This is a genomic window from Aliidiomarina iranensis (genome assembly GCF_003987135.1).
Classification (GTDB): Bacteria; Pseudomonadota; Gammaproteobacteria; order Enterobacterales; family Alteromonadaceae; genus Aliidiomarina; species Aliidiomarina iranensis.
On sequence record NZ_PIPJ01000002.1, the window covers coordinates 352159 to 372362 of the forward strand.

At 46.3% G+C, this 20204-nt stretch carries 19 protein-coding genes; 8 read left to right on the forward strand and 11 right to left on the reverse strand.

Annotated features, from left to right (window positions below; translation table 11 throughout):
* Positions 1-47: 47 nt before the first annotated feature.
* The 7 genes from pspF to putP all read left to right on the forward strand — a co-directional run bounded on the left by pspF (position 48) and on the right by putP (position 8286).
* Entirely contained in the window at positions 48-1211 is a 1164-nt protein-coding gene (pspF, locus tag CWE08_RS04715) for a phage shock protein operon transcriptional activator (protein WP_126766097.1), read from the forward strand.
* Entirely contained in the window at positions 1204-2838 is a 1635-nt protein-coding gene (locus CWE08_RS04720; protein WP_126766100.1) for an ABC transporter substrate-binding protein, read from the forward strand. Before pspF ends, CWE08_RS04720 begins: the two co-directional genes overlap by 8 nt.
* Positions 2838-3869 (forward strand): ABC transporter permease, encoded by a 1032-nt coding sequence (locus CWE08_RS04725; protein WP_126766102.1) that lies wholly within the window; start codon positions 2838-2840, stop codon positions 3867-3869. Before CWE08_RS04720 ends, CWE08_RS04725 begins: the two co-directional genes overlap by 1 nt.
* Entirely contained in the window at positions 3856-4749 is an 894-nt protein-coding gene (locus CWE08_RS04730; protein WP_126766105.1) for an ABC transporter permease subunit, read from the forward strand. The genes CWE08_RS04725 and CWE08_RS04730 overlap by 14 nt, the downstream gene beginning before the upstream one ends.
* Before the next feature lie 2 nt (positions 4750-4751).
* Entirely contained in the window at positions 4752-5747 is a 996-nt protein-coding gene (locus CWE08_RS04735) for an oligopeptide/dipeptide ABC transporter ATP-binding protein (protein ID WP_126766107.1), read from the forward strand.
* On the forward strand, positions 5744-6559 hold the full coding sequence (locus CWE08_RS04740; protein WP_126766110.1) for an ATP-binding cassette domain-containing protein: 816 nt from the start codon (positions 5744-5746) through the stop codon (positions 6557-6559). The genes CWE08_RS04735 and CWE08_RS04740 overlap by 4 nt, the downstream gene beginning before the upstream one ends.
* 197 nt (positions 6560-6756) lie before the next feature.
* Positions 6757-8286, forward strand: a complete 1530-nt coding sequence (gene putP, locus CWE08_RS04745) for a sodium/proline symporter PutP (RefSeq protein ID WP_126766112.1) — start codon at positions 6757-6759, stop codon at positions 8284-8286.
* Between the two features lie 287 nt (positions 8287-8573).
* On the opposite strand, the gene rssA is transcribed toward putP, so the two are convergent.
* The 3 genes from rssA to CWE08_RS04760 all read right to left on the reverse strand — a co-directional run bounded on the left by rssA (position 8574) and on the right by CWE08_RS04760 (position 11346).
* Complete coding sequence (gene rssA / locus CWE08_RS04750) at positions 8574-9566, reverse strand: patatin-like phospholipase RssA (RefSeq protein WP_126766115.1); 993 nt, start codon at positions 9564-9566, stop codon at positions 8574-8576.
* Between the two features lie 108 nt (positions 9567-9674).
* Complete coding sequence (gene recA / locus CWE08_RS04755) at positions 9675-10727, reverse strand: recombinase RecA (RefSeq protein ID WP_126766117.1); 1053 nt, start codon at positions 10725-10727, stop codon at positions 9675-9677.
* A gap of 118 nt (positions 10728-10845) precedes the next feature.
* The gene (locus CWE08_RS04760) at positions 10846-11346 is read right to left on the reverse strand and encodes a CinA family protein (protein ID WP_126766120.1); all 501 of its coding nucleotides are present in this window, start codon (positions 11344-11346) and stop codon (positions 10846-10848) included.
* Between the two features lie 114 nt (positions 11347-11460).
* On the opposite strand from CWE08_RS04760, the gene mutS reads away from it, so the two are divergent.
* Positions 11461-14106: a DNA mismatch repair protein MutS gene (gene mutS / locus CWE08_RS04765; protein ID WP_126766122.1), complete on the forward strand. Its 2646-nt coding sequence runs from the start codon at positions 11461-11463 to the stop codon at positions 14104-14106.
* Between the two features lie 6 nt (positions 14107-14112).
* On the opposite strand, the gene rpoS is transcribed toward mutS, so the two are convergent.
* The 8 genes from rpoS to ftsB all read right to left on the reverse strand — a co-directional run bounded on the left by rpoS (position 14113) and on the right by ftsB (position 20185).
* Positions 14113-15108, reverse strand: a complete 996-nt coding sequence (gene rpoS, locus CWE08_RS04770) for an RNA polymerase sigma factor RpoS (RefSeq protein WP_126766125.1) — start codon at positions 15106-15108, stop codon at positions 14113-14115.
* 30 nt (positions 15109-15138) lie between these two features.
* On the reverse strand, positions 15139-16017 hold the full coding sequence (locus CWE08_RS04775; protein ID WP_241973831.1) for a peptidoglycan DD-metalloendopeptidase family protein: 879 nt from the start codon (positions 16015-16017) through the stop codon (positions 15139-15141).
* Positions 16018-16118: 101 nt separating this feature from the next.
* Positions 16119-16760, reverse strand: coding sequence for a protein-L-isoaspartate(D-aspartate) O-methyltransferase (locus CWE08_RS04780; protein WP_126766127.1), 642 nt, complete (start codon positions 16758-16760; stop codon positions 16119-16121).
* A 1-nt stretch (position 16761) separates the two neighbouring features.
* Complete coding sequence (gene surE / locus CWE08_RS04785) at positions 16762-17505, reverse strand: 5'/3'-nucleotidase SurE (RefSeq protein ID WP_126766129.1); 744 nt, start codon at positions 17503-17505, stop codon at positions 16762-16764.
* Positions 17486-18625 carry a tRNA pseudouridine(13) synthase TruD gene (gene truD / locus CWE08_RS04790; RefSeq protein WP_126766131.1) on the reverse strand — a complete coding sequence of 380 codons (1140 nt, stop codon included), beginning with the start codon at positions 18623-18625 and terminating at the stop codon, positions 17486-17488. The genes surE and truD overlap by 20 nt, the downstream gene beginning before the upstream one ends.
* A 28-nt stretch (positions 18626-18653) precedes the next feature.
* Complete coding sequence (ispF, locus tag CWE08_RS04795) at positions 18654-19142, reverse strand: 2-C-methyl-D-erythritol 2,4-cyclodiphosphate synthase (RefSeq protein ID WP_126766134.1); 489 nt, start codon at positions 19140-19142, stop codon at positions 18654-18656.
* Positions 19143-19895 (reverse strand): 2-C-methyl-D-erythritol 4-phosphate cytidylyltransferase, encoded by a 753-nt coding sequence (gene ispD / locus CWE08_RS04800; RefSeq protein WP_126766136.1) that lies wholly within the window; start codon positions 19893-19895, stop codon positions 19143-19145.
* Positions 19892-20185: a cell division protein FtsB gene (gene ftsB, locus CWE08_RS04805; protein ID WP_126766139.1), complete on the reverse strand. Its 294-nt coding sequence runs from the start codon at positions 20183-20185 to the stop codon at positions 19892-19894. Before ftsB ends, ispD begins: the two co-directional genes overlap by 4 nt.
* Positions 20186-20204: the final 19 nt, after the last annotated feature.

The following is a 20204-nucleotide window of genomic DNA, read 5'->3' on the forward strand; positions in this document are numbered from 1 at the left end:
TATTAGTGAAATTAACCAACCCAACACAAAAATTGGAAAACGCCTCAATGTCTAGGTTTCAAGACAACGATAATTTAATTGGTCAAGCAAATAGTTTCTTAGAAGTGCTCGAACATGTATCACGGGCAGCCCCTCTCAATAAACCAGTGCTTATTATCGGTGAAAGGGGAACAGGCAAAGAGCTCATTGCCGCCCGATTACATTACTTATCCTCGCGTTGGGAACAAACCTACCTAAAACTAAATTGTGCTGCATTAAATGAGAACCTCCTTGATAGTGAATTGTTTGGGCACGAATCAGGCTCTTTTACTGGGGCAGGAAAGCGTCATGAAGGCCGTTTTGAGCGCGCCGACAAAGGCACATTATTTCTCGATGAACTCGCCACCACATCGCCGCTGGTGCAGGAAAAATTACTGCGCGTGATCGAATATGGTGAATTTGAACGCGTGGGTGGTACCCGACCAGTAAGAGTTGATGTTCGCTTAATCGCCGCCACTAATGAAAACCTCCCTGCTTTGGCGGCAAGAAAGGAATTTCGTGCTGATTTGCTCGATCGGCTAGCATTCGATGTCATTACGCTACCGCCCCTACGGGAACGACGTGATGATATATTGTTACTTGCCGAACATTTTGCCATTCAAATGGCTAGAGAATTAGAACTTGAATGTTTTCAGGGTTTCACTCGGCAAGCACAGGAGCAACTGCTGGCCTACCATTGGCCCGGGAACGTGCGGGAATTAAAGAATGTTGTTGAGCGCAGTTTATATCGGCTAAACAATGCGGCTTTGCCGCTTCATGATATTATTTTCGACCCCTTTGCAAGCCCCTGGCAACCCCGTGAATCCATGCGCTCCCATGAAATGCTAGGTTCCCATGTGAGCGATAATTCGGAAGATCATTTGGCAGAGCATCTTGCTGCAAGCGAGAGTGCAGCAACTAAGGCAAACGCTGAAACATCGCTAGTAAGCATAGCAACGTCCCCACAGAGCGAAATAACTAACAACTCAACAATTCGCTTACCTAATATGAATCAAGCCTTTGATTTCAAGCAGGTAGCACAAGACTTTGAGATAAAAGTACTCACTGATGCGCTAGCAAATTGCCAATTCAATCAGAAAAAAACAGCAGAATTGCTTGGCCTTACTTATCACCAACTTCGCGGCTATCTGAAAAAGTATCATTTACTTGAGGGGGCTAGCCGCGATGAATAAGCTTCGGCATGCCCTAAACCTCGGTTTCGCAGCATTCATGTTGAGTGCCTGTAGCCCAGCACCTGAAACCGAGCAAAGCTTAAAAGGCTTGCTTTATTGTGCTGAGGGTAACCCCGAATCATTTAATCCGCAGCTTGTTACATCAGGCACTACCCTCGACATGACCGCGGCACAACTTTACGACCGCTTAATTGAGTTTGATGCCAAGCAGCAAACATTTGTAAGTGCATTGGCAACATCATGGGAAATTAGCAATGATGGTTTGCGTTACCAATTCCAACTCCGTGAAAACGTTGCTTTTCACCGCACCGAGTGGTTTCAACCAAGCCGTTTTCTCAATGCGGAGGATGTCGTTTTCTCTTTTAACCGCTGGCTAGATACGGATCATCCATTTCACGCGGTATCTGGTCGTGGTTATCCATTTTTCACTGCCTCAGGCCTTACGGAGCTAATTCACTCGGTTACAGCAATTGATGAACACCGGGTTGAAATTCGTATTCGGCAACAAGATAGTTCTTTTTTAGCAAACTTGGCTTCGGATTTTGCAATTATCTTATCGGCTGAGTATGGCCAGCAATTATTGGCCGAGAATAACGCTTGGCAAATGGATTCACAGCCGATCGGCACCGGCCCTTTTCAATTTAGCCAATTCCGTAAAGATGTGATGGTGCGCTATATTCGCCACGCTGATTATTGGCGTGAACCCGCTGCAAGCGAGCAGCTCGTATTTCGCATAGCACAAAGCGATCACAAGCGTATGCTTATGCTACTAACTCAAGATTGTGATATTTCTCCCTATCCACCTGCTCGCGATATTCAGTGGCTCCGTGATAAACCTGAAATAACACTGCAAGATACTATCAGCCCGAATACAGCATTCTGGGCTTTCAATACTGAGCGGCCCCCATTTGATGATCCACGCGTTCGCCAAGCGCTAGCCCATGCGGTAAATCGTAATGCTATTTTGAATACGGTGTACTTTGATCATGCAGTAAGAGCCGATTCTATTTTGCCCAATACATCCTGGGCTCATCATGCCACACCGAGTGCCTATCGCTACGATCCGGAGCTTGCCCGCTCCCTTTTAGCCGAAGCTGGCTATGAAAACGGTTTTAGTATGGAAATTTGGGCGCTGCCAGTGCAACGGGCATATAATCCTAATGCACGCTTAATGGCTGAGCGTATTCAAGCCGATTTAACTGCAATTGGCGTGCAAGTGAATATCGTTTCCTATGAATGGAGCACCTTTCGCCGCCGGTTAGGTTTGGGAGAACATGATAGTGTACTCATTGGTTGGTCAGCTGATCATGCGGATCCGGATAACTTTTTCCGCCCATTGCTCAGCTGCGCCGCGAAAGAATCGGGTAATAATCGCGCCCAATGGTGTGATCCTATGTTCGATGAGCTACTTAGCGCTGCGATTTCAAGCAATGATCTCGATGTTCGCGAGGCCTATTATTTACAAGCACAAAATCATTTAGCGCAAGAAGTACCTTTGTTGCCCATTGCGCACTCGGTGCGTTTTCAAGCATCCCGACAGAATATTCAAGGGTTAGAGCTCGAGCCATTTGGTGGTATTCAATTGCGCAAGGTATCGCGGCAATCGGTTAATAGTGAGGAGCAGTAATGCGCATATACGTGCTTCGCCAGTTAGCCTTACTTATTATTACCTTGTTCTTGCTTACTGTTTTTGCGTTTTGCCTGAGCTACTGGTTTCCTGGCAACCCGGTGACAAATAGCAGCGGTATCTTTACCGACGATACTTTACGCTACACAGAAGCATTTGAGGCGCGCGGTTTCGACCACAACATCCTTGTGCAATATTGGTTCTATTTAGAGCATTTGTTCCGCGGCGATTGGGGCATCTCGTTACTCGATGCTGATCCCGTGTTTGAGCAGTTAAAATTACGCTTCGGCGCTACCCTTGAAATCGCCTTATTAGCCATGCTACTTGCAATTATTCCGGGCATTGCCTTTGGGGTGCTCGCCGCTTTGAATTTTCGTAAACCAATTGACCACATTATCTTGAGCATTAGCTTATCTGGGTATTCGATACCCGTTTTTTGGTTTGCTCAGATTGCTATTTTGGTTGTGGCAGTGCATTGGGGCGTGCTTCCCATTGCCGGTCAAATTAATCCTTTATTTCATATTGAACCACTAACAGGCTCTATCCTTCTCGATATTTTTATTACGCAACCGGAGAACATTGAACTCGCTTTACGCAGCGCCATTCGCCACATTATGCTGCCTGTTTTAGTGTTATCCGTGATGCCCATGATGTTACTGATTCGGTTAACCCGAAGTAGTATGCTTGATGTACTGGATAAGAACTATATTACTTCAGCCTATGCAAAAGGATTATCAACCCGGCGCGTTATTGCCAGCCATGCGATTCCAAATACGATGCAGAATGTTATTCGCGAACTCGGCAGCATGCTGAGCTTGTTGATTACAAACACCATGATTATTGAAGTCATCTTTTCTTGGCCAGGAATTGGCAGCTGGCTGATTCGGAGTATTTATGAGCGTGATTACCCAGTGATTCAAGGCGGCTTATTAATGATTGCAGCACTCATTCTTTGCGTGCATGTGGGCTTAAATCTTATTCATTCCTGGCGTTATCCGCAGGTAAGGAAGGACCTTAATGCCGCGTCCTAACTTATATTACGAAGAACGCACCCCCTCGCCCCTTGAACGAGTTTGGCTTGAGTTTAATCGCAACCCTTTGGCGCGCGCAGCACTGTATATTCTAATTTTTATTATTTTTCTCAGTATGTTCGGCCCCTGGCTCACACCTTATGGCCCGAACGAACAAATGCTCGATGCCATTTCATTGCCGCCCGCCTGGTCAGACGACGGTAACATTCGGTTTTTACTTGGCACTGATGAGTTGGGCCGCGATATGGTAACCCGCATCATTTATGGTGCGCGCTACACTTTTGGCTATCCATTTTTAGTGGTGTTGGCTTCTGCGGCAATCGGTATCTCGCTAGGTGCCACCGCCGCCATAACGGTGGGCGTAAAAAGCTCTACCTTAAAACACTTATTAGATGTATTGATGTCGATACCATCTTTGCTTTTGGCACTCATTATCATTGCTATCACCGGCCCCGGATTAAGTAATGCGCTTCTCGCTATCGGTTTGGTGCTAATTCCACAGTTTTTGCACGTTACCCGCAATGCCATCCAAGATGAGCGGCAAAAGCCCTATGTAACGGCGAGCCGCTTAAACGGCGTTAGTGATTTTTACTTATTAACTATGGTGTTTTTCCCGAATATCGTAAAAGTGTTGGTAATCCAACTTACCATTGGCCTCTCAATCGCAATCCTCGATATTGCCGCCCTTGGTTTTTTACGTTTAGGGGCGCAATCGCCTACCCCAGAATGGGGTTCGATGCTCGCACAGAGTTTAGAGGTCGCTTACATTTCTCCTTGGGTTATGGCGCTCCCCGGAATCGCCTTATTCGTAACTCTGGTGAGTGTAAATCTAGTTGGCGAAACTCTGCGAATCGCTATTCAAAAGCAATTGGAGCGCTAGCCATGTTACTTGATATTCGTAACCTTACGATTTCTACTAACACTGCAAATGGCCGCGTCAATGTTCTGGATCGCGTGAGTTTACAAGTTGATGAAGGTGAGATTCATACCCTTGTGGGTGAATCGGGCTCAGGCAAAAGCTTGATTGCGCGGGCTATTATGGGATTTCTTAGCCCACGCTGGGAAGTTCAAGCTGATAGGCTTTGGTTTCAAGACACTGATTTACTTAATTTAACAGCAAAACAGCGGCGTGAAATTATTGGCGTAGATATTGCGATGATTTTTCAAGATGCCAAAAGCTATCTGGATCCAAACATAACAATAGGCGCCCAGCTCAGCGAGGCCGTGCTTAATCAAGATTTATCTGGTTCGTTCTTTAAGCGAAAATCAGAGCGAAAAGCAAAAGTAGCGTCGCTTTTGCACCGAGTGGGTATTAAAGATCACGAGGCCATGATGAACAGCTACGCTCATCAATTATCAGAAGGCGCGGCACAAAAGATCATGATTGCTAGCGCCATCGCTCATAGGCCACTGCTTCTTATTGCCGATGAACCCACGAGCACAATGGAACCCGCTACACGCCAGCAAATTTATCGGCTGCTCGCACAATTGCATGCCCGTTATGGTATGTCGATTCTTATGATCAGCCAAGACCTCGGCGCCATTATGCAGCAAACTCAGCGGTTAAGTATGATTTACAGTGGCCAAATCATGGAAACCGGGGGTGCTGATGCCTTGCTTGAATCTCCTTCTCACCCATACACCGAGGCACTATTGAACACATCGCTGTATCGCCATGCGAAGATGCCGCCACGTACACGCTTACCTACGCTAGCAGGCGCAGAGCCAACGTTACAGCATTTGCCAATAGGTTGCCGTTTAGGGCCAAGGTGCCAGTATGCACGGCCGCCTTGCGTAAAAACGCCAAGCTTGGAAAAACGGCAGGATCGACAAGTGGCATGCCATTATCCTTTACATCTTGATGAGGGCAAAAAATGAGTACGCTGTTGGAAGTAAAGGATGTAACTAAAACTTATATTGAGCGAAATAAGATTTTCAAAGCTCGGGTTTTTCATGCAGTTAAAACAACAAGTTTTTCTTTGGCTAAAGGAAAAACACTCGCGATCATGGGCTCAAATGGCTCGGGAAAATCTACGCTCGCAGCACTTATTAGTGGAGCCGCAACCCCAACCTCGGGGGATATTTATTTCGCCGGGGAGCGCTTAATACCGGGTGATTACCAACAACGTTCAAAGCACATACGAATGATCTTTCAAGATGCCGAGGCATCACTGAACCCGCACCTCACGTTAGGCAAGCAATTGGAAGAGCCATTGCTGTTCAACTCAGCTTTAAATGCAGTGCAGCGCCGAGAGCGTATCATTGAAACCTTGCAGCAAGTGGGCTTGCTTGGCGAACACATGATGTTCTATCCGCAAATGATGTCTACGGGGCAAAAACAGCGGGCCAGTATTGCCCGAGCAATTATCTTAAAACCTGATGTTTTGGTAGCCGATGAAGCTCTTGCAACGCTCGATTCCTCAGTGCGGGCACAGATCATTAATCTCTTGTTAGACCTTCAAGACAAACTCGGTATTGCCTACATTTTCATCTCACAAAGCCCGGAAATTGTGAAACATCTTGCTGATGAAGTGGTTGTAATGCACGAGGGTTCCATTGTTGAGCGAGGAACAGTTGTGGATGTATTTAATAACCCGCAGCAAAGCTACACGCAAAAATTACTGCGTTCTGAACTTACGAACGCACCAAGTGATGGCAACGTAGACACGGCTTTTCTTGAGAAAGAGTAAAGAATTTGTTAGCGTGTTGAGCTTTCCGAGCCTTATTCAGGCATGCATTCTAATGTTACGTGCTCTGAAAACATTAAATAGTTAAATCTATATTTCGAATTAGTACCCGATATTTAATGCTATTTTTCATGCAATTTTAATTAAACGCGATATTAATCCAACAAGAACAGAACGCGAACTTAAACAGGAGCCTTATTGTGGAAACGGGAACGATAGTCTCATTAGTGTTATATTTAATCGCCATGCTTGGTATTGGTGTGTATGGTTATTTCAAATCAACGAGCGATTTATCTGATTACATGTTGGGTGGGCGTCGTTTAGGCCCGGGTGTTACCGCGCTTTCTGCGGGCGCATCAGATATGAGCGGCTGGATGTTGATGGGGTTACCCGGAGCATTTTATGTGGCCGGTTTCTCTGAAGTTTGGTTGGCGATAGGTTTGGTGATTGGTGCTTACATAAACTACCGTGTAGTAGCGCCACGCCTGCGCATGTACACCTATATGGCAAAAGATTCGATTACAATTCCGGACTACTTTGAGAACCGCTTTGCCGACACCTCACGCTTACTGCGTTTGGTATCTGCTGTGGTTATTATCATCTTCTTCACCTTGTACACATCTTCGGGTTTAGTAGCTGGCGGTACCCTCTTTGAAAACGCGTTCGGGATGAACTATCACTGGGGGCTAGTTCTTACCGCGGGTGTGGTTGTGGCGTACACTCTTATAGGCGGTTTTTTAGCCGTGAGCATGACGGATTTTGTTCAAGGCTGCATTATGTTCATCGCTTTGGTGATGGTACCGGTTGCTGCTTTTATGATTCTCGGTGGCACAGGGCCAGTAACAACCGAAGTTGCGAAATTAAGCCCCGCCATGTTGAATCCATTCTATGGTGCTACTTTCTTCGGCATTATTTCACTTTTAGCTTGGGGCCTAGGTTACTTCGGCCAACCGCATATTATTGTCCGGTTTATGGCTATCCGCTCAGTACGCGATTTTAAAGTTGCCCGCCGCATCGGCATGACTTGGATGATTGTTGCCATTATTGGCGCGATGCTTACAGGCCTAGCTGGTGCCGCCTACGTACAAATGGAAGGTGCCAGTTTAGTTGGTAATCCTTACATGAACGCTGATGGCTCGATCGCGAACGCAGAAACGATCTTTATCATTCTATCGCAAATTCTCTTCCATCCTTTGGTAGGCGGTTTCTTACTCGCGGCTATCTTAGCTGCCATCATGAGTACGATTTCATCGCAGTTGTTGGTAACTTCAAGTGCGCTGACGCAAGATTTTTATAAAAGTTTCTTGCACAAAGATGCTACCGATAAAGTACAAGTTGCCGTTGGTCGAATTTCAGTGTTTGCGGTTGCTATCGTAGCAATTGGCTTATCTTGGGTTCCTCGCGACACTATTCTTGGCTTAGTAGGTAACGCTTGGGCTGGATTTGGTGCAGCGTTTGGCCCACTGATCATTCTCAGCTTGTATTGGAAGAAAATGAACCGTTGGGGTGCCCTCGCCGGCATGATTGTAGGTGCGCTTACGGTTCTATTCTGGATTTATGTGCCTATTGGCGGAGAAACATTGAGTACGCATATTTATGAAATGGTACCTGGTGTGTTGTTTGCTACTATTGCCATCGTTGTGGTATCAAGATTAACCGAAGATCCGAACGATGCTATCCAAACCTTGTTTAACGATATGGAAGGTGAAATGGCAAAGAACCCAGATTAATATCTGCAAACTTGTTTCACTGGGTAAACCACTTATTCAGTGAGTATTAAGGTTAAATCAGAATGAAAAGCCACACCTGTTGAAGCAAACGAGGTGTGGCTTTTTTTCATCTCGCAACTTGTTCGTGAAGCTTTAGATGTATAGCTTTATCTGTAAACCTAATTATCTTGTGCCTATTTCTTATATGGTTTTGCGATTTGCTCACTAACACTCGTAACGATGTTCGGCTTAACGATGCTCTGCTTAGCGATGATCCGCTTAACGATGATCCGCTAAAGAATAAGTCCTTAACGCTGGGCTGGCCTTGGCCCCTCATTGCGGCGCTTCTTCATAATGCGCAACTCTTCCATGATCAAAGATTTCATTCGCATCGTTGTTTCATAGCCCAAGTCAATCGCATGTGCGCCATGATCAAATTCAAGTAAGCCAATATCACCTAGTTTTGGCTGCACAAGAATGTCAGGTGGATCGCCGGCCATACGAGCTTTGGTAATGCGTTCTTGCATGATATCGATTGAACCGGCCATCACCCCGAGCATACCAGGCGATTTGGGTTGCCGGTTAAATTTATTACGAATCTGATCCATGTATAGTTGGCTTTTAGCAAGAAAACCCTGAAACATTCCCGAATCATCATCCTCGCCAACAACCTCTTTTGCATCAGCAGCCGGTTGATCTCCTGAGCTCTCTGGCGATAAGTTGTGGGCTGGCTCATCTTCATCCACGTGCACTTGCGAATTCAGATGCACTGCAATAACAAAATCGGCCTCTAACGCGCGAGCAAGCGATACCGGCACAGGGTTAACCAATGCGCCATCAACTAACCAACGGCCATTAAAGGATTTCGGTGATAACAAACCTGGCATAGCACAACTAGCGCGTGCTACTTCAAATAAATCGCCTTTCCGTAACCAGATTTCTTTACCCGTGTACAAATCTGTTGCAACAGCACCATATCGGCAGCTTAAACTTTCAATTTTTAATGTCCCAAACCGCTCACGGGCGTGATTAAACACACGTTCACCAGAAACCATTCCGCCGCTATTAAAACCGACATCGAGTAAGTTAAATACAGCCCAACGATCCATATCACGAACCCACTTTTCTACTTCAGCGAGTTTACCTGCCGCGTAGGCTCCGCCTACCAAAGAACCAATAGAGGTTCCAGTTACCACATTTATTTTAATTCCCATATCTTCAAGTGCACGCAACACGCCAATATGAGCCCATCCTCGTGCAGCACCGGAGCCGAGCGCTACACCAACTACAACTTCGTTCATTTGCTTGATTCCTTAAGAATTACTGGGTACTCAATAACGGGATAAGAAAAAGGGCAAAGCTTGCGCTTTGCCCTTGTATTCTAGCCTAATATTTTAAGATAGATGAACTTAATCTTTAAGCTCTTCTTCCGCTGCGATGAGCGCCGGGTCTTCTGGCGATTCAGTAGGCTTTAACAGTAACATATCCCGTAACTGCTTTTCGATTTCAGCGGCAATTTTGGTGTTATCAGCTAAGAACTTCATTGAATTAGCCTTACCTTGGCCAATTTTATCGCCTTTGTAGCTATACCAAGCACCAGCCTTCTCAACTAGCTTATGTTTTACACCTAAATCAATCAATTCGCCTTCTTTCGAAATTCCTTTTCCGTACATAATCTGGAAGTCGGCTTGTTTGAAAGGCGGTGCTACTTTGTTCTTTACAACCTTAACTCGGGTTTCATTACCAACAATTTCATCACCCTCTTTCAATGCTCCAGTACGGCGAATATCCAAACGAACAGAAGCATAGAATTTAAGCGCATTACCACCTGTAGTAGTTTCTGGGTTACCAAACATCACACCAATTTTCATTCGAATTTGGTTGATGAAGATACACATGGTATTCGATTTCTTAATATTCGCAGTAAGCTTACGCAGCGCTTGCGACATCAAACGCGCCTGTAAACCCATGTGAGAATCACCCATCTCACCTTCGATTTCTGCTTTCGGTGTTAATGCAGCAACGGAATCCACAATAACCACATCAACAGCAGCAGAACGTACGAGCATATCGCATATTTCAAGAGCCTGCTCACCTGTATCTGGCTGTGAAACTAAAAGCTCATCAATATTGACGCCTAGGTTTTCTGCGTAGATTGGATCGAGGGCGTGCTCAGCATCGACGAATGCACAAGTTTTACCTTGTTTCTGAGCTTCTGCGATAACTTGTAGAGTAAGTGTTGTTTTACCACTTGATTCAGGACCGAAAATTTCAATAACTCGGCCACATGGCAAACCGCCTATACCTAACGCAATATCCAAACTCAATGAGCCGGTAGAAATTGCTTCAACGTCCATCGCTCGGTTATCACCAAGACGCATAATCGCGCCTTTACCGAACTGGCGTTCAATTTGCCCGAGGGCTGCTGTTAGTGCTTTTTGCTTATTTTCATTTGTTGCCATGCTGAGCTCCAAGTTCCTGCATAAGATACTCAGTAGTATACTGTGTATACATACAGTATCAAGTTTGTTCGGTTATTTCTTCCGATAATTTGATGAGTTTAAATTTAAGATATTGTTATTACTCTAAATATTCTATTAATTTTGTTAGCGCATGATGCACACTTTGCGCCCGTACCTGCGCACGGTCACCACTAAAGTACTGGATATCAGTCCAGGTTTTATTATCTACGGCGAAACCAAAACAAACCATGCCTACCGGTTTTTCCTTGCTACCGCCAGTTGGGCCTGCAACACCGGTAACACTGATACCAACTTCAGTATGTAACCGCGAGCAAAGGCCACTTACCATGGCTGCGGCACATTCCTTTGACACAGCCCCATGCTCTTCAAGAATATTGGCGCTAACGCCTAGAAGATTCATTTTCATTGCGTTGCTGTAGCTTACAATAGCGCCTTCAAACCATGCAGAGCTTCCTGCTAAATCTGTGCAATGAGCGGCGATACCACCCCCAGTGCAGGATTCGGCGGTGGCCAGCCGATAGCCTTTGTTTAACAACTGCTCACTCAACTTTTTAACCAGCTCGTGAACAGATGATTTCAATGCGGAATTTGCTATCATGATATACCTTTATGTTTGCCTAGGCGTGATTGTATTCATTTTCGCGGCTGAAAATAAACACAAAAGCACATAGAATTAACACTCACACATTTGCACAACGAATTATAGGCATTTATGGCTGATTCAGCATCCAAACATACCCCAATGATGCAGCAATATCTCGCGATTAAAGCAGAGCACCCTGATATCTTGCTATTCTATCGGATGGGCGATTTCTACGAGCTGTTTTTTGCTGATGCCCAGCGCGCAGCCGATTTATTGGATATCACTTTAACTCAACGCGGCCAATCTGGGGGTGCCCCGATTCCTATGGCCGGTGTGCCCTATCATGCGGTTGAGGGCTACTTAGCGCGCTTAATTAAACTCGGTGAATCAGTAGCCATTTGTGAACAAGTTGGTGATCCTGCAACGAGCAAAGGCCCCGTAGAGCGCAAAGTAATGCGTATCGTTACACCCGGCACAGTGAGTGATGAAGCCCTACTCGAGCCTTATAAAGAAAACCTTTTAGTGGCCATTAGCCAACTGCAAAATGATACCTGGGGCCTAGCAGCAGTTGATATAACCAGTGGCCGCTTTGTTGTTTCTAGCCATGCCTCAACAGATGCTGTAGTGAGTGAACTAGAACGTTTACAGCCTGCTGAACTGCTCTATCCAGAGCGTTTAAACCTACCACAAAGTGTAAAATCGATGCCCAGTTTACGCCGGCGTCCTGATTGGGAGTTTGCGGCCGATAGCGGCGAGCAAGCGCTATTGCGGCAATTTGGAACTCACGATCTATCAGGTTTTGGTTTAGATAGTAATCATCCAGGTATTGGTGCTGCGGGCTGTATCCTCCAATACATCAAAGATACACAGCGCTCGGCATTGCCCCATTTACAAAAAATTCAGCAGGAATTTGCTCGCGATGCCATCCATTTAGATAGTGTCACGCGGCGAAATCTTGAATTAACCAAAAACTTGCAAGGAACGGCTACCCACACCCTCGCCGCAGTTTTAGATGAAACCAAAACTCCCATGGGGAGTCGGCTTCTACAACGTTGGTTACATCGGCCACTTCGGAATATCGATCGTTTACAGCAACGCTTAAACGTAGTTGCCGCATTGAAGGAATGCGGAGCTTGGCAAAGTTTACAGTTATGTTTAAGAGATATTGGCGATCTCGAACGAATACTCGCCCGAATCGCGTTGCAAAGTGCAAGGCCGCGCGATTTAACTCGGCTCCGTAATGCCCTCGCTATCTTGCCGAAAATAAACGCATTACTTGGTGAACATGAGTTACAAGCGCACTATCCAGAGTTTCCCCTGTTTGCCGATATTCACCAACTCTTAGCGCAAGCGATTAACGATAATCCGCCAGTTCTGATTCGCGATGGCGGCGTTATTCGTGAGGGTTATCATGCCGATTTAGATCATTATCGAGAGTTAAGCGCTGGTGGTAACGAACAATTAGAGCAACTGGCGCAACGTGAGCGTGAACGCACCGGTATCCAAAATCTAAAAATTGGTTACAACAAGGTACATGGTTTCTACATTGAATTGAGCCGATTAGCCGCAGATAAAGTTCCAGCAGAATATCAGCGCCGGCAAACACTAAAGAATGCAGAACGTTACATTATCCCGGAGTTAAAAACCTTCGAAGAACAAGTTCTGCAAAGCCAAAGCCGTTCTTTAGCGTTAGAAAAGGAACTCTATCAAGGCATATTGGAGAGGCTACAAGCCCCTCTCGGCGAACTGCAAGCAACAGCTTATCGTTTAGCTGAACTAGATGTATTTGCGTGCTTTAGCGAGCGGGCCACAACGTTAAATTATGTGCAACCGAATTTCACAAGCGCTAATGAATTACACATTGAAGGCGGCCGCCACCCAGTGGTTGAGGCTTTCTCGGAATCGCCGTTTATAGCCAACAATGTGGAATTTGCAGAAAACAAACGGTTAAAAATTATTACCGGGCCAAACATGGGTGGTAAATCAACCTATATGCGGCAAACTGCGATCATTGCCTTGCTCGCCCATACGGGGTGCTTCGTACCGGCAAAATCCGCCACCTTAGGGCCCATTGATAGAATCTTCACCCGCATTGGTGCCGCCGATGAGTTAGCTTCAGGGCGCTCTACCTTTATGGTGGAAATGACAGAAACCGCAAACATATTGCATAACGCCAGCGCCCATTCGTTGGTATTAATGGATGAAATTGGCCGTGGCACTTCAACTTATGATGGCTTAGCGCTGGCTTGGGCGAGTGCCGAGGCGCTCGTTGAAAAGCGTGCCATGACATTGTTTGCTACTCACTATTTTGAACTCACCCAGTTAGCGGAACTACTCCCCTACACCACGAATGTTCATGTAGATGCCACTGAGCATGGCGATGCAGTTGCGTTTTTATATCAGGTTCAACAAGGGCCCGCGAGCCGGAGTTTTGGCTTACAAGTAGCGCGTTTAGCCGGCGTACCTGAAGCAGTGCTACAGCGCGCAAAATTACGTTTAGCTGCTTTGGAACAAACCGGCAAGAAGAGTAAAAAAGCAGAACACAGCCAAGTGGAATTGCCGCTGAATGAGGAAAACACGCTAACAGAAGAAGCGGTTCAATTACCAACGCAAGCACGCCAGCGCCTTGGCGAAAATGATAGCGGAGAAAGTTTTCAACTCACAACAGCGCCTGATCCGAGAATCGAACGGCTAGAAACCTGCAATCCCGATGAAATGAGCCCCAAAGAGGCGCTAGCGCTATTGTATGAGCTGCAACAACTCGGTAAGCGCTAGCCTTGGTTAATCGTCGGAAAATACGGATTCATTGGAAAGCCCTTGCTGCAACATAACCTCTTTTAAGCGCCGAAGGGCTTCCACTTGAATTTGCCGCACACGTTCTCGTGTGAGGCCAATTTCTTTTCCTACCTCTTCCAAAGTAGCAGGCTCATAGCCCAATAATCCAAAACGCCGTGCCAAAACTTCTTTTTGTTTGGGGTTCAAAGCCTCCAGCCAAACCAATAATCGTTCACGAAGATCATCATCTTGCAAAATGCCCTCAGGGCTTCCAGAAACATCATCGGCAATAATGTCCAACAAGCCTTTTTCACCATCACCGGCTAAAGGGGTATCTACCGAAGCAATCCGCTCGTTCAAGCGCAGCATTTTGTTCACATCTTCAACCGGTAAATTTAAACTGATAGCAATATCTTCTGCGGTAGGCTCGTGTTCTAATTTTTGCGCCAATTCACGAGCAGCTCGAAGATAGATGTTAAGTTCTTTCACTACATGAATGGGTAAACGAATAGTGCGCGTTTGGTTCATAATGGCGCGTTCAATGGTTTGCCGAATCCACCACGTAGCGTAGGTAGAAAAGCGAAAACCGCGCTCTGGATCGAATTTTTCAACCGCTCGGATAAGGCCCAAGTTGCCCTCTTCAATTAAATCTAGGAGCGCTAACCCCCTATTGTGATAGCGGCGGGCGATTTTCACTACGAGGCGTAAATTGCTTTCAATCATGCGTTGCCGAGCTTTGGCATCGCCTTTCAGCGCTTTCCGGGAAAAATACACTTCTTCTTCGGCCGATAAGAGTGGCGAAAAGCCAATTTCGTTCAAGTACATCTGAGTAGCATCAAGCTTGCGCTGGTATTTACTTTTTGACGCTAACGCTTCTTCAAGTTCAGCGTCAATGTCTTCGCCATCTTTATCCATAAGGGTGCTTCCATCGCCAGAAAACTCAATATCCTCGGCAACTTCAGTTTCATCGTTATCGTGCGGGCTTTGTTCCTTGTCGCGCATGCTTATGCTCCTATCTACTTCCTTTCTATACTAGCGCCCTCGAGGTAAGTAATTTTCCGGGTTCACCGAATTACCACGAAACCGCAGTTCAAATCTTAGCCTTACATCATTTCGACCCGTACTTCCCATAGTCGCAATTTGCTGTCCAGCTTCAACCCATTGCTGTTCACTTACCAACACACGATCATTGTGCCCGTAAGCTGTTATATAATCATCATTATGTTTCAAAATGATTAACTGCCCGTAGCCTCGCAATGCCGTACCCACATAAACAACGCGCCCTGGGGCAGCTGCTATTATGGCATCACCCCGATTACCAGCAAATTCCATGCCTTGGCCACCGGTTTCATAGGTGGAAAAACGCCGCGTTACTTCACCTTGCGCCGGCCATCGCCAACGAATATCAGCGGTGGCTACGGAACGCTCTTGTGGCGCTACCACCTGACGTACAGGCACTTGTTTTGTATCGGTTTCTGCAGTTGATTCTGTACTACCATACTCTTTAGCGGGGGTTGGGGCAATAGGATCTTCTATAACATTTGTAGAGGATGTAGTGGAATTATTAGTGTTTGTTGCGGTGCGTTGTGAGCGCGTATTCGTGGCAGGCCGCAAACGCAGCTCTTGGCCAGCATAAATCGTGTAGGGCTCAGTAAGGTTATTTAATCGCGCAATCTCGCGAAGATCCATATTTGCGCGAAACGCAATAGCGTACAAAGTTTCACCTCGCTGCACCTCATACACATCGCTAGTGAGCGAAGCCGGTTCGTAATCATGAAACGTAGCGCCCCGGTAAACCGATTCTACCGGAGCAGGCGAATGGGAAGAACTGCAGGCAGAAAGTGCAATAACAGCAACAGCGCCAAAAATAGCAGGTACAATGAACGAAATACGCAACATCCGTTTTAGCACAAGCGTTCCCCCTGATTCTATCGGCACACAAACCGTATTAAATGATTATTCTATTTTTTATCATTTTTTCTTTCTATCGAGCGAATTAGCACTACTTTAACTTACGCTAAATCGCCCTTAAGTAAGGGTACAAAGCGCACCGCCCCTTCACTTTTTTGTTTGAACTCATCGCCTTGGCGCTCTACTAAAAGCAATTCTTGATTTTGCTCACCTACTGGAATAACTAAGCGCCCACCATCTTCGCTGAGTTGCGTAATTAACGCTTCTGGCACATGGGCAGCTGCGGCGGTAACAATGATCGCATCAAACGGCGCCTTACTCGGCCAGCCTTGCCAGCCATCACCGTGGCGCATAGAAATGTTGTGCAGGTCCATCCGCTGCAAGCGTCGTTTTGCTTGATACTGCAAAGTACTTATTCGTTCAACTGAGTAAACCTGATCAATTAACTTAGCCAAAACCGCCGTTTGGTAGCCCGAACCAGTGCCAATCTCTAACACTTTTTTCGGCGAATTCTGCATAATTAAACTGGTCATCCGCGCTACCATAAATGGTTGCGAGATGGTTTGGCCATTACCAATAGGTAATGCATTGTTATCATAAGCTTGGTGAGCTAGCGATTCTGGCATAAATTCATGCCGTGGCAACAACGCCATAACACGCAAAACTTGCTCATCATTTACACCTAAATCTTTCAGCTTTTGTACTAACCTGCGGGCCATACCCTGATGATTATTCACTCTCATGCTAATTTTCTAACCACTTTTGTACGCGTTCCTCATCATCTTTCGCTGTCATATCAACCGTTAACGGAGTAATCGACACATACCCATCACTTACCGCTGCAAAATCAGTACCCGGCCCATCATCACGTTGCGGCCCAACTGGGCCGTACCAAAAAATTTCACGCCCCCAGGGATCGCTATCACGCACCATGTTTTCCGCACGATGACGACGCCCCAAGCGGGTAAGCTGTGTACCTTTGATATCCGCAAACGGCACCGAAGGCACATTAACATTTAGCACAAAATCCGATTTTAACGGCTTTTCTTGCAGTTTTTTTATTAAATCAGCAACAACTCGTGCGGCTGTTTCATAGTAATCATGGCCATGTTGCCCCATAGAAACCGCAATAGCTGGCAAGCCAACGAATCGCCCCTCAGTGGCTGCGGCAACCGTGCCTGAGTAAATCACATCATCACCCATATTCGGTGCATCATTGATTCCCGATACAACTAAATCAGGCGCCTCCCCGAGTGGCGAATTAGTGCCAATATGAACACAATCGGTTGGAGTGCCATTTACTGAAAAAAAGCCGTTTTCGAGTTGCTCAACTCGCAGCGGGCTGTGTAAAGTAAGGGAATTACTCGCGCCTGAACAATTTCTATCCGGTGCTATCACCGTAACATCCGCAATTTCTTTCAGCGCATTATACAGTGCCGCTAACCCCGGTGCGCGAACACCATCATCATTACTGAGTAGAATTCTCATCTTTTGCCTCATTAAATTCTTTCCGTTCGCCACTTACAAATTCACCCAGCTCGGCGAGCAACGCCGTTGCAAATGTACCTGTTGGTAAATCAAAGCTCAGTTCAACCGCATTGCCTTCGGCATGATCAGCTAAAGGCTGCCATTGAAAATTATCTGGCAGCAGCCATAACGCTCTTCGCTCTTGCCGAAGCCGGGCTTTGCTTAAACCTGTAGTGAATTCTGGCCACTCGCCTAAAACCCTTTGTTCAAAAGCCGCTGAATAACCTCTGGCTAAAATCTCACCATCGCCATATAGCGGCCCAGACAACTGAATATCGGCAGCCGCCAAACGCGTTTCAATATCGCTATCAATAACTTCAGCGGTAAAAAACGATTGGCTACCACTTAGCATAAACACATCACCTGACATTAAATCATCACCGTACTCGTGCATTCGAGCACTCAAGTAGTGATTGAATAGCCAAGAACGCGCTGATGACAATAAGATACCACGCAAATCGCGGTTTTTAATGCGTTTTCCCGCGAACATTGCCAGTGCTTGGGAAAGGTTTTGGCGGGCAATTCCAAATCGTTGCTCACCAAAATAATTCGGCACGCCTTGCTGGATGATTTCTAAACGAGATTGTAAGAGCGCCATATCGTTTATATCTCGCAGCACAATACGAAAACTATTCGATTTATGCACACCACGGCGCAACTTTCGGTGACTCCGAACATGCTCCAGTAACTGCACTACACCCGCGGCGAAACTTTCCTGAATACATGCTTGCCAATCGGGTTCTTGCAAAGCGGGCAGTTCTACCGAAAACCATTGGCGCGTGATCCCAAAGCGATCTTTCATACCAGAGAAACTAATATCACGCACAGAAATACCCAAGTAGCGCGCTATGTTTTTCGCTACCTGAGCCGTATTCATGCCTTGCTTTTCAAGGTAAAGCCAATGATGTTGGCCTTTTTCTACCGCTTCAGGTACGAAGCCGAGGTTTTCATGTACCACAAAATCACTGTGCTGCGTTTTATACGTACCGCTTGGCACCGCACCCGGATATTTCCGTTGCCATTGCCCATGCCATTCTTGCGCGTTTTGCAAATGCTTATTTTCTTGCGCCGATTGGCTCATGGAAATGTCCTATTTTTGTAATCTCAGATTAAGAACTAGCCGTATTGCTAGCAACTAATAAAACCGCAGCCATACTTGCAATGCCTTCACTGCGGCCGGTAAACCCTAAACCTTCAGTGGTTGTGGCCTTGATGTTTACTTGGCTCTTAGGCACTGCGAGTATCGTTGCAATGCGCTCTTGCATGGCGGCTCGATGGGGATTGATTTTCGGTTTCTGGCAAATCACCGTAACATCTAAATTCGCAAGCTCATATTCCTCGGCTTTCACCGCTGCCCATACCGTTTCTAATAACCGAGCACTATCGGCACCGGCAAATTCCTCGGCGGTATCGGGAAACCACACACCAATATCGCCTTTACCTATAGCACCTAAAAATGCATCGCAGATCGCGTGTAACACTACATCGCCATCGGAATGAGCTAGTAAACCCTGATCGCAATCAATGCTAATTCCGCCTAACTTTACCGGGCCATCACCAGCAAATTTATGCACATCAAAACCTTGCCCTATTCGCACTTATCTAGCCTCATTTTGCTCAGTTGTTAAATAAAATTCGATTAATGCTAAATCGTCAGGTGTAGTAACCTTCAGCAGCTTTTTACTGCCGGGCACTAGAATAGGCTGCGCACCCAACGTTTCCATTGCCGAAGCCTCATCGGTGATATCATTACCCTGCTCTGCAGCCAAACTCAAAGCTTTTTGCAAATCGCCCAAACGGAACACCTGTGGGGTTTGCGCCAACCAAATATGATCGCGAACCAGGGTTTTGTTTACTATGTTTCGGCCTATTCCGGCATCTTTTGTTTGGGTTAACCCGCCGTTAGCAGCAGCCTCTTTCTCTGTACTATATTTCACCGTATCGTGCACCGGTAACGCCAACAAGGCGCCTTGTTCGGGATTCTCGTTCACGACATCTAACAACTCGCTGAACAATTTTAAGGGAAGCCCCGGCCTTGCTGCATCGTGCACAGCTACTAACGTATCAGAAGGAAAAGTATTGATGGCCGCCGATAACGCATTTACTACAGATTCAGCTCGGCTCGCGCCACCTTGAACCACTTGTATTTGCTCATGATCAGCAAATCGGCTGTTTGCAAACCAATGATCATTTTCGTGTAAGGCGAGGAAAATTTTACTAATGCGAGGTTCTGCAAGTATCGCAGCGATACTGTGATCTAACAAGGTTTCACCGGCACACTGTAAATACTGCTTAGGAAGGGAGGCTTCCATCCGCTGGCCAATTCCTGCGGCCGGGATTACTGCAATCATGCATCAGGTTCCTGCTCATCAACACTAATTAAACGAAAGAAGGTTTCATCCGGACGAACCAACCCGAGCTCATTGCGAGCGCGTTCTTCTACCGCTTCCATAGCATTGCGTAAATCGTCAATATCCGCCGCTATTAACTGATTGCGTTGCTCCAAGGTTTCATTGGTAACAGCCTGCCGCGCCACGTCGCTCTGCAGCTCTCGGTAATCTTTCATGCCGTACTCGCCGAACCAAATTCGATATTGCAGCGCGAGTACGAGACCAATAATAATCACCGTTAATAAACGCATATCAACCTCGAGTTATCGC